This window comes from Acinetobacter sp. ANC 3929, from assembly GCF_000369405.1.
In the GTDB taxonomy this organism is placed as follows: domain Bacteria; phylum Pseudomonadota; class Gammaproteobacteria; order Pseudomonadales; family Moraxellaceae; genus Acinetobacter.
Genome location: NZ_KB849999.1, coordinates 97,233 through 121,273, shown reverse-complemented (window position 1 = coordinate 121,273; position 24,041 = coordinate 97,233). Strand labels below are relative to the sequence as shown.

Here is a 24,041-nt window from a genome sequence, read left to right as displayed (position 1 = left end):
TCAGTTTTGACCGTCCTTTTTTTGTTTAATCAATGCTAAATTTATACGATTCAATTTATTTGTTCGTTTTATTTGATCATTTTGCACATGACGCTGTGCGTAGAAAGGAACGATTATGCCAATTTACAATGCTCCTCTAGCAGACATGAAATTCATCTTAAATGATGTATTTAAAGCAGAACAATTTTGGCAGGCGAATGAAAACCTGGCTCATGTAGATGCTGCAACAGCTGAAGCAATTTTAGAAGAAATGGCGAAGTTTGCCCAAAACGTGACACATCCGTTAAACCGTACGGGTGATGAAGAAGGCGCACGTTGGGAAAATGGTGAAGTTTTCACCCCAGCAGGTTTTAAAGAAGCATTCCGTCAATACGCTGAAGGCGGCTGGATCGGCTTAGGTGCAGACGAAGAATGGGGCGGTCAGGCCATGCCAAAAATGCTGACTGTACTGTCTGATGAAATGCTATTCGCAACCAATCCATCATTCATGCTCTACCCGCTTCTTTCTGTGGGTGCAGGTATGGCTTTAAACAGCTATGCATCACAAGAGCAAAAAGAAACCTATTTACCTAAAATCTACTCTGGCGAATGGTCAGGCACCATGTGCTTAACTGAACCACATGCAGGTACAGATTTAGGGATCATCAAGACGAAAGCTGAACCTAATGAAGATGGTACCTATAACATTACTGGTACGAAAATCTTCATCACTGGCGGTGATAATGACCTCGCTGAAAACATTATTCACTTGGTACTTGCTAAAACACCAAATGCACCTGCGGGTTCACGTGGTATCTCGTTATTCATCGTACCGAAATTCTTGGTCAATGCAGATGGTTCTTTAGGCGAACGTAACCCAGTTGGCCCAGGTTCAATCGAACACAAGATGGGGATTAAAGCCTCTGCAACTTGCGTAATGAACTTTGATGGTGCGAAAGGCTACCTCGTGGGTAAAGAAAACGAAGGTCTTGCTGCGATGTTCGTAATGATGAACTACGAACGTTTGTCGATGGGTATTCAAGGTCTCGGTGCTTCTGAATTTGCTTATCAAAATGCAGCACAGTACGCGACTGACCGTTTGCAAGGTCGTAGCGCAGCAGGCGTTCAATCACCAAATAAACCAGCGGACAGCATTTTAGTTCACGGTGATGTACGTCGTATGTTACTGAACGTACGTGCCAATAACGAAGCATCACGCGCATTTGCAGTCTATGTGGGTCAACAACTGGACATCACTAAATTCTCAACTGATGCTGAAGCTGTGAAGAAAGCCAATGATCGCGTTGCACTTTTGACACCAATTGCGAAAGCTTACCTCACCGATACTGCATTCCAAGCAACTTTAGATGCACAAATGGTGTTTGGTGGTCACGGCTATATCCGTGAATGGGGTATGGAACAATGCATCCGCGATCTTCGTATTGCTCAGATTTACGAAGGTACAAATGGCGTTCAGTCTCAAGATTTAATTGGCCGTAAAACGATTAAATGTGGTGGTGCATTCATTGCCGAGTACATCAGTGAAATTCGTGACTTTGCCAACGCATTAGATACTGATTTGAACTTCATTAAAGATGCAACTTTAGATGCTGCAACTGAAATTGAAGCGATCACCCAGTTCATCATTGAGCAAGCGGCTGAAAATGTCGATTTCCCGAATGCTGCTGCGGTTGATTACTTACATGCCGTTGGTTTACTCAGCTTTGCCTATATGTTTGCAAAAATCGCTGCTGCTGCAAAAGACAAGTCTGGTGATTTCTACCAAAACAAAATTGCATTAGCGCAATACTTTGTAGACCGTATCTTGCCTGAATTAGATGCGCGTTTAGCGAAAATCAAAGCGGGTTCTGACTTGATCATGAACTTCAGCGAAGATTACTTCACCAATCAAGCTTAATTTAGCTTGGTAATAAAAACTGCCTCAATCATTTGGTTGAGGCAGTTTTTTTATGGCTATAATAAAACCAGCATAAAACTTGCATAATATTCTAATGATCTTGTCGAGAATATAAATCTCTATGTCGAACTCTAAAGAGAAGCTTGAAGGCTTACCTCGTCTACTAGACCGCTTCGGTCACTACGCGGTTGAAGCCTTCCATTACTTAGCCTTGTTTATTATTGGCTGTATGATTGCATGGTCAGCCGTGCATACCGTGATTGAAATTCTGACGGTGAAACAGTACGCCACCATTGATGACATCTTATTGCTGTTTATCTATCTGGAACTAGGCGCCATGGTCGGGATTTATTTCAAGACCAATCATATGCCAGTGCGCTTTTTGATTTATGTCGCGATTACCGCACTCACCCGTTTACTGATTGCCGATATTCAGCACAATCATAAAGCATCGATGGATTTAGTGATTACCACAGGTTCGATCTTGATTTTGGCGTTCGCAATTTTGGTGGTACGTTTTGCATCGTGGAACTACCCTTCAGTAATCCGTGGCAAGGATCAAGAACAACAATTGCCTTCCAACAAAACACCTCAACCACAAGATGATGAACTGGCATAAATAAAAAAGCAGGCACATGGCCTGCTTTTTTATTGCATTTGTTATGCAACTCGGAAAACACGATATTTCGAGTCGACTAAAACATATTTGCCTTGTACCTGCATCCAGTTATAGCCTCGCGGTGGTTCATATAAACGGTGAGTACGATAGTTCGAAACCACATAGCGGTTACTACGGAATTCTGATGGTAAACGCTCACCACGCTTGAAGTTAATACGTTGACCATAATGATTACCACGGTCGCCATTCGACCAGCGCGGCTGTTCACTATGATCATAACGGTGGTCATAACGATCATAGCGGTTATCGTAGCGATCTTTATGATCATGATTCCAACGATTTGAATCGGCCATAGCTGAGGCAGAAACACCCAACATAAGTGTTGATACAAGCAATACCACTGTCTTTTTCATTGTTTAATCCTCTGTTTTTCGATCTGAAATCAGATTAAGAAAAACTCAAGGAGAAAGCATGAATAAAACTGACGACATTGCAAAGCTTTGTAATGAATAGCGAGAAATTATGGAGAATCCACTAGCGGCTTAATTTTAAAAGCCCATCAAAAATCAGCGAATAATCTCAATGGTAAAATTATCATCGGTCACTAACAGATAACGTCCATCAACGACGACCCAATGTCTGCCACGTGGAGGTTCTCGTAAGGAATAATAGTCCCAGTCCCGAACCACATAACGCTCATTACGGAACTCACCTGGTAATTCATTGCCCACGACAAAAGACTCACGGCGATAGCTACGGTCATATTGAGTCTCTGGATAATATTCGACACGAACACCCGGTCGATGATTCGGATGAGGATAGTAGTTATTTTGATTGGGTTGATAGTAGTAGCCCTTCGGCGGCGCTGTCGGTGTATAACGCTGATTCGAAAAAGCAAATGGATCTTGTGCGGGCTGCTGATAGGCAGGTGTGGTCTGATGATAGGAACGACGCTCTACCCCGCTATAGCCACTCCACGCATTGTCTGCAAAAGCCATCATAGGGAGATAGCCCAACACAGCAGTCAAGCCATAGCTATAAAGTTTAGTGTACTTCATCGAGGTCTCCCAAAATCAGAGTATCTCTTCATTTTAGAATAAAAAACAAACACCACTGTTGTAATAATATTTTTTCAGACTAACTGTCCAATTCCTGAGATAAACTGCATCTATCTGTACCCTTACCTAGATATGCTAAAATCATTTTTTTGCTTTTGAGACAACGTCTGTGGCTGAAATGAATTTTGATCGTCTTTATCAGTTCTTTTGCAAAGTTCCGAGTGTACAAGAAGCACGAATTGTTGCGCATGGTGCTGATGGTCAACACGCATGGTGGTTTAAATTTAACATTGATGTTGAGCATCCTCTCGCATGGCAAACCGTTCAAGAACTTGGACATGTTCTCAATTACTTATCCACCAATGAACGTTTACCGACCCAATTCTTCCCCGTATCACCACCGCCCTATATGAACGGTGAAGCCAAAGATTTTCTGGCTTGGATAATTCAGTGTAATCATCCAGAATTCGGCCCTGATATCGTCTGTGACTGGTTAGAAGCGCGTTTACCGAATCCTGTCGATGATGAAAGTCAGTGGAAAATCAAAACAGATATCAGTGAACTCGAGCAAATGGCTGATAAGGATTTAGATCAATTGATTCCACCGAACCCACAATAAAAAAAGAGGCTTAAAGCCTCTTTTTTTATTGCCTTAGAATGTCGATAAACCTGACCATTCCATAAAACGATAGATCCAGTATTTCACTTTCGATTCATCAGCATATTTTGCATAATCAACCGAGATTTGACGGCCGTTTGCGTTTGTCCATGCTGCATCAAAATACTGTCCTGCATCTTTAAACACTGGCGCTTGTGCTGCGCCAATCACACGCATATCGGTTTCAAGATTATAGTTTTTCAGATTACGTGCAGTTAAGTTGGCTGAACCGAGAATGATCTCTGCTTGCTGTGCATTGTATTTGAGCAGCATTTTGCTATGACATTGTTCGCCACGGGTATCACACCAGCGAATTGGAATACCGACAGCATTCAATTCCGAAGCCACTTGACGATTGGGAATCCCATTCTTTTGACGACCAAATGCATCTTTATTCGGGTCAATCATAATACGAATGTTGACACCTCTTTGCTGTGCCTGCTTGAGTGCATCAATGATATTGCGCTCCGATAAATAGAACATCGCCATATCCAAATGTTCTTTGCTCTTCGCAGTCTGAATCATTTTTAAGACAGCATCATAAATTGCTTTTTCAGTCAGCACTTGTACTTGTGGCAGGCTTTTGTCTTCAGCCAATCCCCCCATAATCACAAATGGGCTAGAGCCTTTTGACATATTGGCCACAGCTTGTTCAGTTTGTAAAACATCAATCGCTGTTGGCCCGTCTACTACCAAGGCCACATTACCATGATGTGAACTACCATCATGCGGATTTGCCGAAGTTACTAAGCTTTTCCAACCTTCCGCAGTATCAACCACCAAGGTTTTACGATGATTGGCTTTGAAATTAAACAATTCCAGATAACTTCTTAAGGTAATTTTATCATTACCGAATGGACTGCTAAGCCAGCCACCTTCTGGATTATTACCTAAGTTTTGACAGCAGATATACCAGAGACCTGACCACAGTGGATTCGAAGCACGCAATGGTTTTAAATCTGTTTCGATAACATCCACACCTGCTTGGCGTAGTTGTAGATAATGCTTTGGAGTTAACCCACCATAAACCGAATTAATCGGATCAGTAATCACCACAACTTCGACATTTGGATGTAAGCGACGCTTCACGATCAGTGCATCTGTCAACTCCTGCATCAAAGGAAACTGCTTAACCTTTGACTTTCCCACTTCCTGATTAAATAGGAACATATCCAGCACAATCGTACTTTGTGCCTGATCAATCAACTGGAATACTTCTTTGAAGATATGCTGATCAACCTGTTGTTGACCTTGTGCATCGATATAAGTCTGATCGGCTAAGAATTTCACATTGGCATGACGTAATTGCCCAGTAAAATCCAATCCCTTTGGGAGGGGTTTTACGGTGTGATAGACTGCCGAAGCAATGTACCCAATCGCAAAAATACTCAATATGACTGCCATGTAACGTCGACCTGACCAGTTTAATTTTCGATGAATTCGTTGGAAGATACGCATATAAACAAAAAAAGCCCTAGCCTAATGGGTTAAGGCTAGAGCTTATGCTTTGATTTTTCAATGCTAATTTGGTGATTGTATAAAGAATTAATCTTTCCCTTAATCTATTGGTATTTGTTCAACCCTACACACTTCTCAACAACGCAAAGTTAATCGATGGAAAACAACTAAACTAGATCACCCAAAGTAATTCTTAGTCGATTCAAAGCCCCCATTAATGCAATGCTCGTCGTCAACTCAACAATTTCTCTTTCATTAAAATGCTCCGCTAACTGAGCTTTAATATATTCAACTTTGTCAGATAAAGTCGTAGTTGCTTCAGCCCATTCAAGCACCAGCTTTTGCTTTTTTGAAAAAGCATTTGAATGTTTATAGCCTGGAATTTTATCAATCAGCCCTTGTTCATGCCCCATATCTCTCAACTCTTGTGCATGGTAAGCGCAACAATAAGCACAACCATTCACCTGAGAAACGTATAGCTCAGCCAATGCAATCAAGCTAGGGTCTATACCTGACGCTCTAATTGAAGTATGAGCTGAGTACAAATGCTGAATTGTCTTCTTTGCAATTTCTTTATAGTCCATCGCGACATCACTTATACAGAAGGAAAAACCATTATTGAGGATCTGGTATAGATTGTAAATTAGGCATTAATTTGTTATATAGGTAACTTTTTTATACTTAAATTTACAATGAAAGATAATATTTCAGGGTGCTCTGTAGAAGAAGCGATGACTGTATTAGGTGGACGTTGGCGTATGCTTATTATTTCGTTTCTGTTAGAGAAACCAATGCGTTTCAACGAATTACGCCGAGCGATTCCAAATATATCGCAAAGAATGCTGACCTTAGAACTACGATTTCTAGAAGAAGAAGGCTTAATTTTAAGAGAAGTATATGCACAAGTTCCGGTTAAAGTTGAATATTCCATCACGGCTGAAGGTCAAAAACTCAATAAACTGGTCAATACCTTACAAGAAGTTGGCTTATGGCTAAAATCAAGATAATAGCAGTCGGTATTTATCTATTTCGAAAGCACTTGCTTGTAATTTATATCCTAAATAAAAAAGCCATTCGCAGAATAATACAACCTTATACTGTCTGCGAATGGCTTGTTCAATATTCTATTTTTAACTCAGTTAGAAGTTAAAATTCACCCCAACAGTAAAGTTACGTCCCACTTGCGGGATCGTCGATAAGAACGATGCATGTTGATAAACTTGGTCATCGAGTAAGTTATTGGCATTCAGGAATACGCGATAATCAGTAGCCTTGCTATATTTACCTGTGTATGCCACACCTAAATTCAGCATGTTATAGCTTTGCGTGTCGGTTTCATAAGCAGCAATCTTGTCTTGTTGGAACACATGATAATATTCAGCCGAACCGCTAAAACCATCACCAAAGTCCGCATTTACTTTTGTTCCTAAGCGTCCAGCAGGCACACGTGGTGCATTTTCATTGTCGATTTTGCCACGCACATAATCACCAAATATACCGACTTTGTACACGTCTGAAATCTGATAACCCGCCTCGGCTTCAGCACCATAGAAACGTGCCTGATCTTGAGTGTATTGCACCAAACGGAAATCTTTATAACGATCTAAAGTTTGGGCATAGATATAGTCATCAAACCAGTTATGGTAGACATGGACATGATAATCAAACTTGTTATTGTCATAATGGAAACCAAGTTCCACATTATTGGATTTCTCTTTCTTCAATTGATCATTACCCAACTCATAAGTGTTGGTCGCGAAATGTCCACCATTTGCATATAGCTCTTGCGCCAATGGTAAACGTTCCTGATGAGAGGTCACGAATGAGAGTTTATAGTTCGGTGCAAACTCCCAATTGGCTGCACCAGAAATAGAAAAGGCTGAACCGTCGAAATCTTTTTTAGTTGAATCTTCAATATCAATTTTTTGCTGATCTGCACGTGCCGCCAGCTCAACATGCACATCATCAAATTGCGCATGCTCTAAGGCAAAAACACTCCACTTTTTCGTGGTATTCGGTGCTAAGAAAGCTTCCTCACCTGTGAGTTCTAATTTTTGTTGCCCATATTGGGTCCCAATCACACCTTCCCATGGCCCAAGTGGATTATGTACCAATTCTAAACGGCCATCATACCCCTTATTTTTAAAGCGAGTCGCGATGGTATCTTCTTCAATTTCATCATGCTTATAATCCGTATAGCTAGCTTGTGCACGTAGCTTTTTAAAACCTGCAAACGGATCATTCAATTCGGTACGAACATCATAACGCTCAGATTTCAGATCAATCCAAGGGCCGGCCTCATGTGCATGATCGTGGTCGTCATGACCATGGTCATGATCATCGCCATCTGCGTGATCATGATCGCCACAGTGTAAATGTGGACGACCCGTCAGATGCGCACTACAGCTTTCATATTCATGGCTATGCCCAGGTAAACCATATTTATCTTGGCGATTGCTATATGAGATTCCCGTAAAACCGCGATCGTAAATCCAAGACAAACCAACATTCACCGTTTCACCTTTGGCAAATGTATTACCGACTCGACGCTCTTTCTCACCTTCATGCACATAGTTCGGCGCGATATAGTCATTCGCTTCACGATTTAAGCCTTCAACACGCAAGGCCACTTGATCACCCAAAGCAACCGTTACCCCAGCCGTAGCCAACTTCTCATCACTCCCCGTGTTGTAACGTAGACCGATATTACCTTCATAGCCATTTTCAGGCATTTTGGTCGGAATCTTACTATCCGTTACATTCACCAAACCACCTACTGTTCCTGCACCAAACAACAAGGTAGAAGGCCCACGAATCACTTCAACCTGTTGCGCTAATGCAGGATCTACAGTGACTGCATGGTCAGGAGATAAAGTTGATACATCAATGTTTTCAGATGAATTTTGCAGAACCTTAACGCGCGGCCCATCTTGGCCACGGATCACAGGCCGGCTTGAACCTGCTCCAAATTGATTGGAATAAATTCCTGGTTCGCTACTCAATGCTTCACCAATCGTGACAGCTCCTTGTTGTAAGCGTTTTTGGTCTACTACGCTATCAGCAACAGCAAAATCTTTCGATGTTTGCTCTAGTGGATGTGCTTTAATCCGTATGGTATCTAAGGTTGCAACTTGCTCATTTTCTGCTGCAAAAGTAGATACAGATACAATAGCTAAAATAGATAAGGTCAAAATATTCTGTGGAAATGACATATCGTGTCTCGAATCAGTCGATCGTTATTTTTGTTATATTATAACATTTCATTTATTTTGCAATAAAAAACAGTGCATCAAAGAACATTTGCTACACTACTTCTCCATGATTCAATGAATGGTCGTTTTTCAACGATATGCCTTTTACACTTTCACATGCCGTGCTTGCCCCACCTTTATCTAAATTAAGTCAGGGTCATTTGCCTGTCGCAGCCTTGGCGATTGGATGTATGACACCCGATCTTTATCGATTATTTACTCAAGAAAACATCGCTTTAACACACCAATGGTCAGGTATCTTATTTCCGAATCTTCCGATTGGACTATTCTTTTGCCTCTTGTGGTATTTAATCTATCGCCCTGTCACCTATCGCTGCCTTGAAATCCGACATCCTTTAAATATTCGCTCAGTGGATGACTTTATTTCTTTCAGCTTTCTCAGTTGTCTGGCACTTATACTGGGGATCAGCACACATTTGATCTGGGATGGACTCACCCATCTCGATTTTCGGACATTTGCTTTTAAAGAAATTCTGGCCCATAACGTTTCATTCTGGGGCTTTAGTTATCCATTACATTTTGTCTTACAGATTGGTTCTTCAATTATTGCCTTGCCGTTTTTGATAAAAATGTGCTGGCATTATTATAAGACGCATAAACATCACTATCCCGTTCCCACTCGGCTCAAAGGACTTGCACTCATCAGTGCCATCTTCTCCATCTTATATGGACTGTTCTCAGTGTTTGACTATAACCGTCATATCAATACTGATCTTTGGAATACTGAACGCTATTTTTTTATTGGTAAATCGATTAATGAGTTTACCCAAGCTGGCTTAACGGTCTTTACTATGGCGTGTCTATTATTCTTGTTTTTAGATCGAACAGCTTATCTAAAATAGTTTTCACCAAAAGCGTCTGTTTAAAATTCGCTTGAAAACATTAAGACTTGAGACTATACGTTCAACAAGGCATAATCTCCCCTTCATTGGTGGTGCGCTGTTTACGCATTCACCTTCTACAGCCAATATAGTTTGGATACATAATTCAATATGATGCGCACTCATTACTGTGGCTCTTTAACAGAAGCCCAAATCGATCAAACAGTTACTTTATGCGGATGGGTTCACCGTCGTCGTGACCATGGCGGTGTGATTTTTCTTGATATGCGTGACCGTGATGGTCTCGTACAAGTCGTGATCGATCCAGATACACCTGAAGCATTCGCTACAGCAGATAAAGCACGTTCAGAATTTGTATTAAAAATTACAGGTCGTGTACGTCGTCGCTATGAAGGTACTGAAAATGCCAACATGGTGAGTGGTCAAATTGAAGTTTTAGGTAAAGAGATCGAAGTTCTTGCAGCTTCTGATACTCCGCCATTCCCATTGAATGACGAAAACACCAATATTTCAGAAGAAATTCGTTTGAAATACCGTTTCTTGGACATCCGTCGTCCTGAAATGTTAGAGCGCTTACGTTTCCGTTCTAAAGTCACTAACTTGATCCGTAACTATTTTGAAGATCATGGTTTCCTTGACGTTGAAACACCAATTTTGACACGCGCAACCCCAGAAGGTGCACGTGACTATTTAGTACCAAGCCGTGTTTCAAATGGTAGCTTCTACGCGCTTCCACAATCACCACAATTGTTTAAACAGTTGTTGATGGTTGGCGGTATTGATCGTTATTACCAAATTGCGAAATGTTTCCGTGACGAAGATTTACGTGCGGATCGTCAGCCTGAATTTACCCAAATCGACGTTGAAACATCGTTCATGAGTGACGATGACATCATGGATTTAATGGAAGGCTTAACAGTTAAAATGTTCAACGAATTATTGAATGTAAAATTCGATAAGTTTGAACGTATGACTTACGCTGACGCAATGCGTGATTATGCATCTGACAAACCAGATATGCGTATTCCATTGAAACTTGTTGACGTTGCGGACTTGATGCAAGACGTTGAATTCAAGGTTTTCGCTGGTCCTGCAAAAGATCCTAAAGGCCGTATTGTTGCTTTACGCGTTCCAGGTGCTGGTTCATTGCCACGTAGTGCAATCGACGAATACACCAAATTCGTTGGCATCTACGGTGCAAAGGGCCTGGCTTATATCAAAGTCAACGAACTTGAAAAAGGCATTGAAGGTCTTCAATCTCCTATCGTTAAATTCATCGAGCCAATCGTACTCGATCTATTAAAACGTGTTGGCGCTGAAAATGGCGACATCGTGTTCTTTGGCGCGGATAAAGCTAAAGTTGTAAATGATGCGATGGGCGCACTTCGTGTGAAAATCGGTCATGACTTGAAGCTGACTACTTGCGAGTGGGCACCACTTTGGGTTGTTGACTTCCCAATGTTCGAAGAAACTGATGATGGCAAATGGACTTCTGTTCACCACCCATTCACACTACCAAAATCAAGTGTTGAAGAAGTGAAGAGCAACCCAGGTGAAGCACTTTCTGTCGCATACGATATGGTACTGAACGGTACTGAAATCGGTGGCGGTTCACTCCGTATCTATACCTTAGAGATGCAAAAAGCAATCTTTGAAGCTTTAGGGATTGGTGAAGAAGAAGCAGAAGAGAAATTCAGCTTCTTACTCAATGCATTACGTTATGGCGCGCCTCCGCACGGTGGTTTGGCATTTGGTCTTGACCGTTTGATCATGTTGATGACAGGTGCATCTTCGATTCGTGATGTGATTGCATTCCCGAAAACCAAGACTGCTGAATGTCCGTTGACTCAAGCACCAGCGCCAGTTGAAGCAAACCAATTGCGCGACTTAGGTATTCGTTTACGCGAAAAACCTAAAGCTGAAGAAAAATAAACCTTGAGTTTATGCTTCAACAAGAACCCTGCCCCGTGCAGGGTTTTTTATATCTATACAGTGCTCTTCCTTTAGGGGCCGCTTAGGTAAGGTAATTTATACTTTGCGAAGATGCCCGCTAGTGGCATAATAGGCTGCTTTTTTATTGAGAGATCCGTCTTATGGCAATGCGTCCTGATGTACGTCGACATGCAATCGTGATTATTATTTTTTCACTTGCTCAATGGTTTTTCATGCGTTACATCTTGGCAAATGAACTCTTCAATATGGATACCAACCAACGTATTCTATATTTCTGTGTAAGTAGCTTAGCAGGCGCTCTACTGATTTTTGTTGCATTAATCTATATGGTCCTGAAAGGCAACGTAGACAAACAAGACTAAGATCATGTCGTTTTACATTACTCTGCTTCGTATTCTCCCTTTAGCATTTTTGCGTAGTATTGCAAAAGTGGCAGCTTACTTTATCAATCAAAACCCCAATAAAAGTATGCTGTGGAAAACCAGAGTCAATCTAGAACTCGCCTATCCTCAACTTAGCCCAGAAAAAAAAGAACAGCTCGCCAGAGAAAGTGTCACCAAGCAATGTCTCAGTTATATTGAATCTGGAAAATGCTGGGCAATGCCTCCTGAATGGAGCATTCAGCAGATTCATACCGTACATGATCTTGAAGTGCTCACAAGTGCATTAAAAGATCCACGTGGCGCACTGATTATCACCCCACATCTGGGTACATGGGAAATGATGAATGCTTGGGTACATCAATATGGCATTCCAACTATTATGTACAAACCCATGAAAGATTCTGGTTTTAATACATTCGCCCTGCATGCGCGTCAACGCTTGAATGCCACATTAGTCCCGACCGATGCCTCTGGGGTAAAGGCCTTGTTTAAAAATTTAAAACAAGGTGGCTTTAGTGTAATTTTGCCCGACCATGTACCTGATCCGTCTGGTGGTGTTGTGGTTCCTTTTTTTGGAATTCCATGTCTAACCAGCACACTTGCCAGTAAAATGGCACAAAAAACTCAATGTCGCCTAGTCGGCTTAAGCTGTTTCCGCCGTGAAGATGGTGAAGGTTTTGATGTCTATTGTGATGATCTGAATGATCCGCAACTGTATGATCGGGATATCGAAGTTGCGACAACTGCACTCAATCAAGCCGTTGAACATATGATTAACCGCTTTCCTGCTGAATATATGTGGGGTTATAAACGGTTTAGAGGTGAGTCAGCTCATAAAGATTATTATAAATAATCAAAACTTATTTTTATGAATGCCATCGCCAACTTACTTCAAAACAATTCACACTAAAACGCTAGAACTACAAAAACTTGATAAAACAATGATATATTATCATTCAGTTTTGACTTACTCTTTACCTAAATGATTCCTAAAATTATTCATTATTGTTGGTTTGGAAAAAAGAATATTCCCGAACCCTTACAACACTATATCAACGGTTGGAAAGAAAAATGTCCAGATTGGGAAATTAAGCTATGGAATGAAGAAAATTTCGATATTAATAGTCATCCATTCACCCAATCTGCATATCAGCAGAAAAAATATGCTTTTGTTTCAGATTATGTACGAGCATGGGCATTATATGAATTTGGTGGTGTTTACTTAGATACAGATGTCGAAATTAAGTTACCAATCAATAACTTCCTAAACTATGAAGCATTTAGCGGCTTTGAAGGAATTAATTTACCATTTACTGCAGTATGGGGATCAATACCAAAACACAGTTTTTCAAAAAAAATCTTAGACTACTACCATAATAAAACTTATTCTAATCAAATCCCGCCTAATACTCTATTTATTTCAGATATTCTGGTTACTGATTTTCATATAGATAAAGAAATAGATTCCTATCAAATTGGGAGCGATAATACTAATGTCATTCATATTTTCCCATCCAATTATTTCTGCTTAGATCTTCCTATAAACTACACGACACACCATTTTATTGGTTCATGGATAGAGGATCACAACAATCGAAAGCCATATAAGCAACAATTGCATAATAAATACTACTCAAGCAGAATAGAAACTGATTTTTTTGGGGGAAAAGACCAATTAAAGCAAATAGCAAAAACAATAAATCTAACTCAACTATTAATAATAGTACGTTATTACATTCGCTCAAAATTTAAAAAACAATAAAATCAAAAGAGGTTGTATATCAAAATACATACAACCTCTTGATATAAAAAATATGTATAAAAAGTTAAAGACATATAGACTATTTTTAGCAAAAATACAGAAGCTATAGGGATCCGCCATTTTTAACTTCAATAATTACACACTCAGGAATCTAAAAAGTCTGATCTGGCCTCTTCAGCCCCCTAAAAGCGCATCACGTTAATGCATAAAAATAGGTAAATTGAATATAAAATTATGTACTAAAAATGCTATGGCAATCCTAATTGTAAAAAATAATGCTATATTATGATGACATCTTAGACTTAAATTCTGTTCCATGATTCCCAAGATTATTCACTACTGTTGGTTTGGTGGAAAAAAAATTCCCGAACCATTACAACACTATATCAATGGTTGGCAAGAAAAATGCCCTGACTGGGAAATCAAGCTATGGAATGAAGAAAATTTCGACATCAATAGCCACCCCTTTACCCAAAAAGCCTATGAAGAAAAAAAGTATGCTTTTGTCTCAGACTACGTTAGAGCATCTGCGTTATATGAGTTTGGAGGTGTTTATCTAGATACTGATGTTGAAATTAAACATGCTATAGATGAGTTTTTAACACTAGAAGCTTTTAGCAGTTTTGAAATCGACAGTATCCCTTTTACTTCTGCTGTGTGGGGAAGTATGCCTAAGCATTCGCTAGCCAAAAGAATGCTAGATTATTATGACTCAAAGACGTATAGCAATGATGAGCCACCTAATACAGTCACGATTAGCAATTTTTTAACCCGCTTTTACGAAATTGATCCGCATAAAGATGAAAATCAAATTGGCAATGATGGATCTAATAAAATTCATATTTTTTCTTCTTCTTATTTTTGTTTAGATCTCCCCCAAAACTATACCACACATCATTTTATTGGCTCATGGTTAGATAAAGAAAAAAAGGAAAGCTATAAAGAAAAAGTCCATACAGTACACTATACCAATAAAGTTTTAGCCTCAAATGTGGCAACAGATAAAATTTTCTTAAAAGAGTTGGCAAAGAAAATCAATATTTCAAGTTTATTTAATTTGATTCGCTATTATCTAAAATATAAGTTCAAGTAGTTTAATCTACTTGAACTCTATTTTCTTTTCAAAAATCTTATAATGTAGATTATAAATTTGAATAAAAAAACGATAAATTTCTCTTTTTATTTTTAAGCTTATTTTAGTTATTTTTACTGGAGCAATTATTTCGCTCTGATGTCTTTGAGATCGATCAGATTGAAGACAACTTACAAATTTAACTTCCTTATTATAAATAAAATCTTGCACACACAGTGCTGGTTGCATTTGATATACCAGTTTCTGCGCGATATAGCTATCAAACATAATATCATCAATCGGTTTTACAACATCCAGCTCACGTATATAATTAAATAAGTTTCTAGCTCCCGTGTTGGAAATAATATAGCCTGCTGTACCCAAATGTCGCCCTTTTAAAAGAAATAGCGACCGATCATTAATAAGATTTTTTTTAGAAAAAAGCTCGACCTGAACTGAATCTGAAAATGCTTCAAGTTTAATAACTTCTACATTTTCAGGTATCCAAGAATTATCTTTCAGAAATGATTTTGCTTCTGAGCCTAAATAAATATCATCTTCAAAAATTGCCATATAGGGTAAATTATTATCAATTATTTTTTTCCACAAAGAGAGATGACTTAAAAAGCACCCTATCTCTCCTTTTGTTAAAGAACAATTTTTAAGTTCAATTCCTGTACTTTTAAGTGCGTCATCAATCTGATGAGGTTCAATCGCATCAAAATATTGAAATTCAATTTGTTGAGTCATAAATTGCTTATTTATATGCGCCCTTCTTTCAAGTGCATTTTTTAAGCTAACGACAGAAATATCCATTCAATACTCTCTTCTCTGGATCGTGCTAACAACGTACTGTTATTTGAGTAATTATAGGATAAAATAGGTTATGACTCAAATTAGCCATATCCCTTCGATGATCTGTTTAAGTATTATTATTCCTGTATACAATGTTGAAAAGTACATTCATGAATGTCTGCTAAGTATATGCAATCAAATAAAAAATAATATCGAAGTTATTATTGTCAACGATGGTTCAACAGACCAATCAGCACAAATTATTGATGAATTTACACACAACTTACCAAACTCGCTCAAACAGAATTTTATTGTAATTGACCAAGAAAATCAGGGCGTAAGTCATGCGAGAAATAATGGGATAAAGAATGCAAATGGCAACTATATAACCTTTATAGACTCCGATGACATCATAGCAGATGATTATATTTCTAAAATCCTGTCTGCCGTACAGACATCTCCAGATCTGATTCAGTTTAATGCTTATTGTTTTTTCGAAAGTGCGCCAGAGAAAAATTATCATCTGTCTCAACCATCACTATCATCTGGTCTGCATAAGGTGAATGATGAAGTACTTCGCAATATTTTCAATGAAAACAATTGGTTCTCTTGGTTAAGAGTATATAAACGAGAATTACTTCTCAATAATCCATTCCCCACAAATATGACCCATTTTGAAGATGCATTTATTGTATCCAAGATACTCACTGAAATTAAAAATATATTTATAATTAAAGATAGCATTTATAATTATAGAATCTTAGAAAACAGTGCTACACGTGAGAATAACCTATCAACAAAAAATAAATTATTAAATAGTTGTTCTCTTTTAATTAAAGAGCTCATAAAAAACACTAAAAAGAGGGATATATTTGCAATCCCGCTACTTCATTTTTCTTATATCTACCTAGATGAATCAAAAAAATGTAGAGGTTATTTTATTACCAATAAGAATTGGAGAAAAATTGCAAAAGAAATGAAAAATCTAAAACCAGATCTCAGCATTATACAAACCAAAAGAGAAAAACTTTTCTTTATATTTCGTGATCTTGGCGTCTTCGGACACTATTTGGCCCGAAAGTTAAGCAAACTTATTAAATAAACACCCAAGAGTATTGATATATTCTTGGGGAAAATGTTTATTTAAATCCAACAGTCTTAAAGAAAATAAGATTTCTGATTTGTTGAAAAATTCGACTTAATTCTAACAGAATCTTATCCAGTCCAGTTTTTTTATCATAATGTCTTCTGGTTAAGCGCTCTTTATATAAATGGCTGGCAAAGCGCACACTATCTTTGGTAGAGAAGAGCGTCACGTCTTGGATACACAAGGCTGGTTTCATCTGACAAACAGATAAAATTTTATCTTGAATCAATTTTTCAAACATTAAGTGATCTAAGGCAATCAATTTATCTAAGGATTGGATGTAGCTGATTAATTGTTTGGCCCCATGCAAAGACAGAATATAACCTGCTGTCCCAAGGTTCTTACTTTTAAGATCAAAAAGAGCTCTCTCAGGTTCGACATTAAACGTTTTAATCTTTTGCCCTAATGCAACTTTTGACGTAAATTCTTCAATTTTAATCAGATGCCAATCAGAATCAATCCAAGAATTATCGCTCAAAAATGCCTTAACATTCTCACCCAAATAAATATCATCTTCGAAAATCGCCATATATGGAATATTTTCGCTAATCATTTTATTCCATAAAAAAACGTGACTCATGAAGCAGGCAACTTCACCTTTTGTTAAAGATTGTGCATCAACATTTAAATTCAGTTCTTTAGCAAAAAGTGCTGCTGGCTCAGGGGTCAAAGCATCAAAAAAGTCAAAACTTAGACTTTTTTTAGCAAACTCACTAGAAATATGCTCTCTACGTTCACTGGCTGTCGCTAGACTGATAACAAATTTTTTCATAGTCGTAAAAAGCTGAAGATTAGTCGTATTTTACTACCTTTTTGCCTAACCTTCATCACCAATTCATCGATAGTACAGTTGCCAGATGGTTAAGAGAGATCAAGAAGAGAGCCTTCCAGATACATCCCCTTTTCATAGTAATGGCTCAGCGTTTTTCTTTCCTTACCCGCAAGCTTGATCAATCTTGGCATTTCTGCAGGTGGATAATGAATCGCCATATCAATCAGTACTTTTTCTTTGACCCATTGATGTTTTACTTGGAAAGATAACGCATTTTTATCACAGTTAATCAGGCTCATACTTGGTAAATGGTTACGCATCACCTTCTGACAAGCCACGTAAGCAACTAAATATTCTAAACGACCAATCTGCTGAAATAGGTCCTGATATTGCGGTTCTGTTTGCTTGAGTTGCTGAAGATAGGTCTTAGGACTCATTTCAATGGCTTTTGCCAGCTCATTGAACCAATCTTTAAAGAAGATATTTTTCTCAGCACTGGCCAGTAACCAGTTCTCTAATACGGGAAACTCTTTAAGCGTTGTGTTCTTCGCTCGATAGTAGGCAAAGCTGTTGGTTTGATTCTTCACCACCAAGGCTTGAATCCAGTCCAAACTCTCATACACAATCGTACTCGCGTCCAACCAGATTCCACCATGTTGATAAATCAGTTCAAAACGCAGCAGATCAGCCTTTTGCTGCGGTGTCGCCTGAGGGAAACGACCAAAATCAATATCACAGAAATCCTTAACCGTATCAGGGGTTAAAAAGTTAACCTCATAATCTGGATTGGTCTTTTTGACTTGCTCAACACATTTTTCAACAAAACCTGAAAGTGAACCTTCCCAATACATCCAGATTTTTTTAGGAATCACTGCATTTGGTACAATCGGATTCAGAACAATTAAATCTGCTTCATTGTCTATTGCTTCATTCACCCCTCTCTTTTTATTTGAATACATCGTATAAAACGTTAAGAGATAGAATATTTTTTTAAATATTTTCATAGAGGGAACTCAGTAAAAATCCAATCATTTATGCTTTTCATTTCACACCAATGACTTACGCAAACCATTTTCATTAGAAGAAGAGATGCTTAAAAGCATAAAAACGATCACGCCACATCCGTTTCTGTTTCTTGAGACCATGAGAAGCATCGCGATTTTCTAAGTCCTTACGCTGAATCCCCTGAGTTGCAACAGTACCTAAAATATCACTGTCTAACCCTGCAGGTTTTACAAAAGGTTGCCAAACGCCTAGACCTTTACCATTTTTACTGAGCCAACCTTGGAAGAAGATATCGACAGGCACATGTATCTGTTTGCCCAATTTGACAAACTCCTCTGCCCCTTTTCGAGACCAAAGCAATCCTACGCCACGAATTGGAAAATAATACGCATGCCACAATTGATATTGATCTATTTGAATAATGTCTTTTGCTAATTTTTTCTTTTTCGCTGCCATATTCACCAGATACCAATCCAGTTCTTTATGCTGATCGAGATAATTGAGAAGTGAATCAAGATTCTGCTTAAAATTGGGTAGGACCTGAATATCATCTTCTAGCACCAGCAAATAATCGGCATCTGTTTCAAGAAATTTTTCAGCGCAGCCATAATGGCTCAGATAGCAACCTAATTCTGAATTAATCAGACTACGTCCTAAAATTTTCTGCGCTTTTGCATCATCATAATTGGTAAACTCTGATAAAGCCTTACCACGACCATCGTAGGCAGCAAAGCGTGTAAATGGCCAGCCCTCGCGCTGCAATTGAGCTGTTGCATTTGCTAAACGCTGATCACTGCCATCGAGGTTAATCAGATAAGTTATTACTTTCATCATTTATCCTTCGGCTGTCTGAGCCAATAAAACGTATGGTAAATAGCCAGCCAACTTTTGATTTAAAGCCGTATAAATTTGATTTGCTGCAGTAGCACTCAACTGATCCAGACTTTGCATGCAGCCATACTTAATCTGTTCATTGCCCAGACTTTGCAAGAAATTGCTTAAACTTGATTCATTTTTCAAATAAGCAACTTCGATATCTGGTTTTAACAGTGCTTCATTGTTCTTAATTTTTAAATGATTCATCAATGAAATCGGATTAATCTGCTCTACACTGCGAAATTTATACTGAATTTGTTTTTGCAAAAATGCTGGGTGCTCAAGCAAATAATCTCGCAGAATGTTGCGGTCAACCGCATGCGGATAATGGTGAATTTCAAAAAACTTTTTAAATCCAAGCATATCTGCCCCCAACATTTGCGCAATCATATGTTTAGGCTGAATCGGCTTATTAAAATATTGATTTAACAATTGGCGGTACCAAAGCTTGGCTTTAAGCGCAAAACTGCTCTGCCAATGCCCGTAAATCACCATTTTCTGATCGACAAGAATATCGTCCAACTGTGCAGGTGCATTAAAGAAAAAGTCATCATTCAAGTAGAAAAAGTAATCGGATAAGCCCTGAATATTCCAAAGCATCGTTTCAATTGATCGAGTGTTAAAGGTGGGTAAATATTGTTCATAACCCGCAAAAATTTCGCGGTGATCAACGATCCGAATCTTGCCAGCCTCACAGATGCCATCCGTTACGAAATCATCAATCCATTGCGGTTGTTGACCATCGGTCACAATATAAATATGTCGGCAAAATGGAACATATTTCAAAATTGATGCAACGTTGTAATAAATTTCATGATTGCTGGCAAAGCGAGTGTCGCTAACAGCATCAGAAGCTTGTGTCTTGCCCTGATATTGCATGCGTTTCTGCTTTAACTTTGGATCATTGCCATCAACCCAAGCAATCACCACATCAACCGGCTGCATCATTTCACTCATCAATTCACTCTTAAACGATTAAAAAACCACCAATATGGCCAAACATGTTTAATTTAACGCAATATGATAACACCACTCATCTACCGACAGACAGTCTCTTTTGGTAATGCCTTTTCAGCTTAAAAAGGCAATCATTGCATATAAATCAATATATTATAATTTTTAAATTTCCACCCCTTACAATGCATTGTTCAGAAAGCGATTTCTTTCACTCGAACACTATCCTTAATATCGACTTAAAATCCCACGATCCCTAACAAAATCAAACCTTTTGGAATCAAATTCACCTAATATCTCCTACACTTTTATTAGACGGATCGAGCTGTTTTTATTATAATTGTCCGTTACTTTGATGCGATTTCACCTTTTGACTCATGATCGACTATAACTACTTTGAGTATCAAGCAAAAATAATTAGAACTAAATTTGTCTCAGATAAAACCTATCTCACTAAACGGTTTATCTGCAAATTAGGTTATACCCCTAATTTTTGCTCCCCAAAAAGCTTTAATGAAAAAGTAACTGCCCGAATGATTTTCGAGCGAAGTCCCCTATTTACAAAATTAGCTGATAAATGTGCAGTAAGAGAATTGGTCTCTGCAAAAATTGGTGATTCATATTTTGTTCCGCTGATTGGAATTTACAAATGTTTTGATGAAATTGACTTTGAGCAACTTCCAAATCAGTTTGTTTTAAAATGCACACATGACAGTGGTAGTGCCATGATCTGTCGTGATAAGAGCAAGTTTGATGTCGCTGCAGCCTCAGCTAAAATCAAAAATCATCTGAAAATGAACATGTATTTTAGAAAGCGAGAATGGCACTACAAAGATATCTGCCCTAAAATTCTGATTGAGAAATATGTTGATTTATATATTGATCCAAAGAGTCAATCGACAATTACCACTTGTCGCGTGCACTGTTTTGAAGGTAAACCAGCATATCTCGAAATTGATGTACAAGATTCTGAAGGCAAGGACTACTCAAATATGTATGATACTGAGTGGGAGCTACAGCCATTTCGGGTCGATCTGAAAGAGAACTCGCCGATCGCTTTGGCAAAACCGCAACAATTCAAAGACATCATTGAACTGTCAGAGAAGCTATGTTTTTCGTATGGTTATAGTCGAATAGACTTCTTATTATCACGAGATCACGTTTATTTTAGTGAAATTACACTCACCCCAAATGCAGGACGAATGGTCATCACACCAATGGAATGGGATTTAAAATTAGGTTCCCTTTGGCTATCCTATTAACCATCCATCATGTATTTAGAATCTATTAGGTATTTATGAAAATAGCGATTGCTGGAACTGGGTATGTCGGGTTGTCAAATGCGATGCTATTTGCACAACACCATGAAACCATTGCACTTGATATCTTAGAAAGTAAGGTAGACTTACTCAACAACAAAGTATCACCGATTCAAGATCATGATATTTCAACCTTTTTAAAAGAAAAGAACTTAAACTTCAAAGCAACTACGGATAAAAATTTCGCTTATCAAAATGCCGACTTTATTATTATTGCGACCCCAACCGATTATGACCCTCAGACCAATTACTTTAATACTCAAAGTGTGGAAAGTGTTATTCAAGATGTCCTAGCGGTCAATCCAAATGCGACCATGATCGTCAAGTCAACGGTTCCTGTTGGTTTTACTGAACAAGTCAAACAGAAGTACCAAACCCAGAATATTATTTTCTCGCCTGAATTTCTGCGTGAAGGTAAAGCACTCCACGATAACCTTTACCCTTCTCGTATTATTGTTGGGGAACAGTCTGAACGCGCGCAACAATTTGCAGATTTGCTTGTGGAAGGTGCGGTAAAACAAGATATTCCTGTCTTGCTGACCCACTCAACCGAAGCCGAAGCAATTAAATTATTTGCCAATACTTATCTTGCAATGCGTGTCGCATTCTTCAATGAATTAGATACTTACGCACAAAGCTTTGGCTTAGACACGAAGCAAGTGATCGACGGCGTCTGTCTTGATCCGCGTATTGGTAGTCATTACAACAATCCTTCCTTTGGTTACGGCGGCTATTGCCTACCAAAAGACACCAAACAGTTATTGGCAAACTATAACAATGTCCCAAGCAATTTGATTCAAGCGATTGTCGATGCAAATCGGACACGTAAAGATTTTATTGCCGATTCGATCCTTGCTCGAAATCCAACAACGGTTGGCATCTATCGTCTAGTGATGAAAAGTGGCTCAGACAATTACCGCGCCTCAGCAATTCAGGGCGTCATGAAACGACTGAAGGCGAAAGGTGTTGAAGTTATTATTTATGAACCGACCTTTCATGAAGATACCTTCTTTAAGTCAAAAGTGACTCAAGATCTGAATGAATTCAAGCAGTCCAGTGATGTGATTATTGCCAATCGCCTCTCCAGTGATTTGCTAGATGTACAAGATAAAGTTTATACACGAGATATTTTTGGAGGCGATGAATGAAAGTTCTAGTCACAGGTGCTGCGGGATTCATCGGCTTTAGTGTTGCACAGAAACTACTTCAACGTGGTGATGATGTGGTCGGTTTTGATAATTTTAATGATTATTATGATCCATCTCTCAAGGAAGCGCGTGCAAAGCAATTACAACTCTTGGCTGAAAACAAAGATACGGGCAACTTTAGCTTAATTCGTGAGAATCTTGCCAATAAAGCCATAGTGGATCAATGTTTTAAAGATCACACATTTGATCGCGTGATTCACTTAGCAGCACAGGCAGGTGTACGTTACTCACTTGAAAACCCGCATAGCTATGTGGAAAGCAACCTGATTGCCTTTACCAATATTTTAGAAGCCTGTCGTTATGCAGAAACACCGCATTTGACCTATGCCAGTACCAGTAGTGTGTATGGGGCTAATACCACCATGCCATTTAGCGAACAGCATGGCGTCGATCATCCACTGCAATTCTATGCCGCGACCAAACGCGCCAATGAGTTAATGGCACACAGCTACAGCCACTTATTTAAATTACCAACCACTGGCTTACGTTTTTTCACCGTGTATGGACCGTGGACACGTCCAGATATGGCCTTATTTAAATTCACCAAGAATATCTTTGAAGGCAAACCAATTCCTGTATTTAATCACGGCAATCACACCCGTGACTTCACCTATATCGATGATATTGTTGAAGGCATTATCCGTACCAGCGATAAAATTGCAACACCAGATGAGACATGGGACAGCAATCATCCAAATCCTGCAACCAGTAATGCCCCATTTAGAATCTTTAATATTGGCAACAACCGCACAGTGAAGCTGATTGAATATATTCAGGCTATTGAAAAAGCAGCGGGTAAAGAAGCGATTTTAGATTTACTTCCATTACAACCAGGTGATGTGCCTGATACCTTTGCCGATAGCTCTGCACTGGAAAATTATGTGGACTACAAGCCAGCTACATCAGTGGTCGATGGGGTAAAAAACTTTGTCGATTGGTATCGTCAATATCACAACATCCAAATCGATTAAAAATAAAAAATCAGGCATTT

The 24,041-nt window shown here is 38.8% G+C and carries 24 protein-coding genes; 14 read left to right on the top strand and 10 right to left on the bottom strand.

Annotated features, from left to right (window positions below; translation table 11 throughout):
• The first annotated feature begins 115 nt into the window (after nucleotides 1–115).
• Both F909_RS12060 and F909_RS12065 read left to right on the top strand, forming a co-directional pair.
• Nucleotides 116–1,897: an acyl-CoA dehydrogenase C-terminal domain-containing protein gene (locus tag F909_RS12060; RefSeq protein WP_005149924.1), complete on the top strand. Its 1,782-nt coding sequence runs from the start codon at nucleotides 116–118 to the stop codon at nucleotides 1,895–1,897.
• A gap of 121 nt (nucleotides 1,898–2,018) precedes the next feature.
• Nucleotides 2,019–2,516 carry a phosphate-starvation-inducible protein PsiE gene (locus F909_RS12065; protein WP_005149920.1) on the top strand — a complete coding sequence of 166 codons (498 nt, stop codon included), beginning with the start codon at nucleotides 2,019–2,021 and terminating at the stop codon, nucleotides 2,514–2,516.
• A 41-nt stretch (nucleotides 2,517–2,557) separates the two neighbouring features.
• On the opposite strand, the gene F909_RS12070 is transcribed toward F909_RS12065, so the two are convergent.
• Together F909_RS12070 and F909_RS12075 are read right to left on the bottom strand one after the other, a co-directional pair.
• Complete coding sequence (locus tag F909_RS12070) at nucleotides 2,558–2,929, bottom strand: RcnB family protein (protein WP_005149918.1); 372 nt, start codon at nucleotides 2,927–2,929, stop codon at nucleotides 2,558–2,560.
• 153 nt (nucleotides 2,930–3,082) lie between these two features.
• Nucleotides 3,083–3,574, bottom strand: coding sequence for an RcnB family protein (locus F909_RS12075; RefSeq protein ID WP_005149916.1), 492 nt, complete (start codon nucleotides 3,572–3,574; stop codon nucleotides 3,083–3,085).
• A 178-nt stretch (nucleotides 3,575–3,752) separates the two neighbouring features.
• On the opposite strand from F909_RS12075, the gene F909_RS12080 reads away from it, so the two are divergent.
• Nucleotides 3,753–4,193 (top strand): hypothetical protein, encoded by a 441-nt coding sequence (locus F909_RS12080; RefSeq protein ID WP_005149913.1) that lies wholly within the window; start codon nucleotides 3,753–3,755, stop codon nucleotides 4,191–4,193.
• Between the two features lie 33 nt (nucleotides 4,194–4,226).
• On the opposite strand, the gene F909_RS12085 is transcribed toward F909_RS12080, so the two are convergent.
• Nucleotides 4,227–5,690, bottom strand: a complete 1,464-nt coding sequence (locus tag F909_RS12085; RefSeq protein ID WP_171067284.1) for a phospholipase D family protein — start codon at nucleotides 5,688–5,690, stop codon at nucleotides 4,227–4,229.
• 167 nt (nucleotides 5,691–5,857) lie between these two features.
• Nucleotides 5,858–6,274: a carboxymuconolactone decarboxylase family protein gene (locus F909_RS12090; RefSeq protein WP_005149909.1), complete on the bottom strand. Its 417-nt coding sequence runs from the start codon at nucleotides 6,272–6,274 to the stop codon at nucleotides 5,858–5,860.
• A 108-nt stretch (nucleotides 6,275–6,382) separates the two neighbouring features.
• Here F909_RS12090 and F909_RS12095 point away from each other — a divergent pair, with 108 nt between their 5' ends.
• On the top strand, nucleotides 6,383–6,697 hold the full coding sequence (locus F909_RS12095; protein ID WP_005149907.1) for a winged helix-turn-helix transcriptional regulator: 315 nt from the start codon (nucleotides 6,383–6,385) through the stop codon (nucleotides 6,695–6,697).
• 132 nt (nucleotides 6,698–6,829) lie between these two features.
• Here the strand turns inward: F909_RS12095 and znuD are convergent, their stop codons facing one another.
• A complete protein-coding gene (gene znuD / locus F909_RS12100; RefSeq protein ID WP_005149904.1) occupies nucleotides 6,830–8,902 on the bottom strand; it encodes a zinc piracy TonB-dependent receptor ZnuD in 2,073 nt (690 codons plus the stop codon).
• Between the two features lie 137 nt (nucleotides 8,903–9,039).
• Between znuD and F909_RS12105 the strand changes: the two genes are divergently transcribed.
• The 6 genes from F909_RS12105 to F909_RS12130 all read left to right on the top strand — a co-directional run bounded on the left by F909_RS12105 (nucleotide 9,040) and on the right by F909_RS12130 (nucleotide 14,995).
• Nucleotides 9,040–9,804, top strand: a complete 765-nt coding sequence (locus F909_RS12105; RefSeq protein WP_005149902.1) for a DUF4184 family protein — start codon at nucleotides 9,040–9,042, stop codon at nucleotides 9,802–9,804.
• 150 nt (nucleotides 9,805–9,954) lie between these two features.
• Complete coding sequence (aspS, locus tag F909_RS12110; protein ID WP_004652455.1) at nucleotides 9,955–11,736, top strand: aspartate--tRNA ligase; 1,782 nt, start codon at nucleotides 9,955–9,957, stop codon at nucleotides 11,734–11,736.
• A gap of 161 nt (nucleotides 11,737–11,897) precedes the next feature.
• Nucleotides 11,898–12,119, top strand: a complete 222-nt coding sequence (locus tag F909_RS12115; RefSeq protein ID WP_005149901.1) for a hypothetical protein — start codon at nucleotides 11,898–11,900, stop codon at nucleotides 12,117–12,119.
• 4 nt (nucleotides 12,120–12,123) lie between these two features.
• Nucleotides 12,124–12,993 (top strand): lysophospholipid acyltransferase family protein, encoded by an 870-nt coding sequence (locus tag F909_RS12120; protein WP_005149899.1) that lies wholly within the window; start codon nucleotides 12,124–12,126, stop codon nucleotides 12,991–12,993.
• 129 nt (nucleotides 12,994–13,122) lie between these two features.
• Nucleotides 13,123–13,902 carry a glycosyltransferase family 32 protein gene (locus F909_RS12125; protein WP_005149896.1) on the top strand — a complete coding sequence of 260 codons (780 nt, stop codon included), beginning with the start codon at nucleotides 13,123–13,125 and terminating at the stop codon, nucleotides 13,900–13,902.
• A 316-nt stretch (nucleotides 13,903–14,218) separates the two neighbouring features.
• The gene (locus F909_RS12130; protein WP_005149894.1) at nucleotides 14,219–14,995 is read left to right on the top strand and encodes a glycosyltransferase family 32 protein; all 777 of its coding nucleotides are present in this window, start codon (nucleotides 14,219–14,221) and stop codon (nucleotides 14,993–14,995) included.
• 6 nt (nucleotides 14,996–15,001) lie between these two features.
• On the opposite strand, the gene F909_RS12135 is transcribed toward F909_RS12130, so the two are convergent.
• The gene (locus tag F909_RS12135) at nucleotides 15,002–15,790 is read right to left on the bottom strand and encodes a glycosyltransferase family 25 protein (protein WP_005149892.1); all 789 of its coding nucleotides are present in this window, start codon (nucleotides 15,788–15,790) and stop codon (nucleotides 15,002–15,004) included.
• Between the two features lie 70 nt (nucleotides 15,791–15,860).
• Between F909_RS12135 and F909_RS12140 the strand changes: the two genes are divergently transcribed.
• Nucleotides 15,861–16,871 (top strand): glycosyltransferase, encoded by a 1,011-nt coding sequence (locus F909_RS12140; protein WP_005149890.1) that lies wholly within the window; start codon nucleotides 15,861–15,863, stop codon nucleotides 16,869–16,871.
• Nucleotides 16,872–16,908: 37 nt separating this feature from the next.
• On the opposite strand, the gene F909_RS12145 is transcribed toward F909_RS12140, so the two are convergent.
• The 4 genes from F909_RS12145 to F909_RS12160 all read right to left on the bottom strand — a co-directional run bounded on the left by F909_RS12145 (nucleotide 16,909) and on the right by F909_RS12160 (nucleotide 20,526).
• The gene (locus F909_RS12145) at nucleotides 16,909–17,688 is read right to left on the bottom strand and encodes a glycosyltransferase family 25 protein (protein WP_005149889.1); all 780 of its coding nucleotides are present in this window, start codon (nucleotides 17,686–17,688) and stop codon (nucleotides 16,909–16,911) included.
• A gap of 89 nt (nucleotides 17,689–17,777) precedes the next feature.
• Nucleotides 17,778–18,692 (bottom strand): glycosyltransferase family 32 protein, encoded by a 915-nt coding sequence (locus F909_RS12150; protein WP_005149885.1) that lies wholly within the window; start codon nucleotides 18,690–18,692, stop codon nucleotides 17,778–17,780.
• A gap of 73 nt (nucleotides 18,693–18,765) precedes the next feature.
• Nucleotides 18,766–19,524 (bottom strand): glycosyltransferase family 25 protein, encoded by a 759-nt coding sequence (locus tag F909_RS12155; protein ID WP_005149884.1) that lies wholly within the window; start codon nucleotides 19,522–19,524, stop codon nucleotides 18,766–18,768.
• 3 nt (nucleotides 19,525–19,527) lie between these two features.
• Nucleotides 19,528–20,526: a Stealth CR1 domain-containing protein gene (locus tag F909_RS12160; protein WP_005149883.1), complete on the bottom strand. Its 999-nt coding sequence runs from the start codon at nucleotides 20,524–20,526 to the stop codon at nucleotides 19,528–19,530.
• A gap of 374 nt (nucleotides 20,527–20,900) precedes the next feature.
• Between F909_RS12160 and F909_RS12165 the strand changes: the two genes are divergently transcribed.
• Genes F909_RS12165 through F909_RS12175 form a run of 3 tightly spaced genes read left to right on the top strand, consistent with a single transcriptional unit; the run spans nucleotide 20,901 to nucleotide 24,021 of the window.
• A complete protein-coding gene (locus tag F909_RS12165; protein WP_005149882.1) occupies nucleotides 20,901–21,785 on the top strand; it encodes an ATP-grasp fold amidoligase family protein in 885 nt (294 codons plus the stop codon).
• Between the two features lie 35 nt (nucleotides 21,786–21,820).
• Nucleotides 21,821–22,990, top strand: coding sequence for a nucleotide sugar dehydrogenase (locus tag F909_RS12170; protein ID WP_005149881.1), 1,170 nt, complete (start codon nucleotides 21,821–21,823; stop codon nucleotides 22,988–22,990).
• Nucleotides 22,987–24,021, top strand: coding sequence for an NAD-dependent epimerase (locus F909_RS12175; RefSeq protein ID WP_005149875.1), 1,035 nt, complete (start codon nucleotides 22,987–22,989; stop codon nucleotides 24,019–24,021). Before F909_RS12170 ends, F909_RS12175 begins: the two co-directional genes overlap by 4 nt.
• Nucleotides 24,022–24,041: the final 20 nt, after the last annotated feature.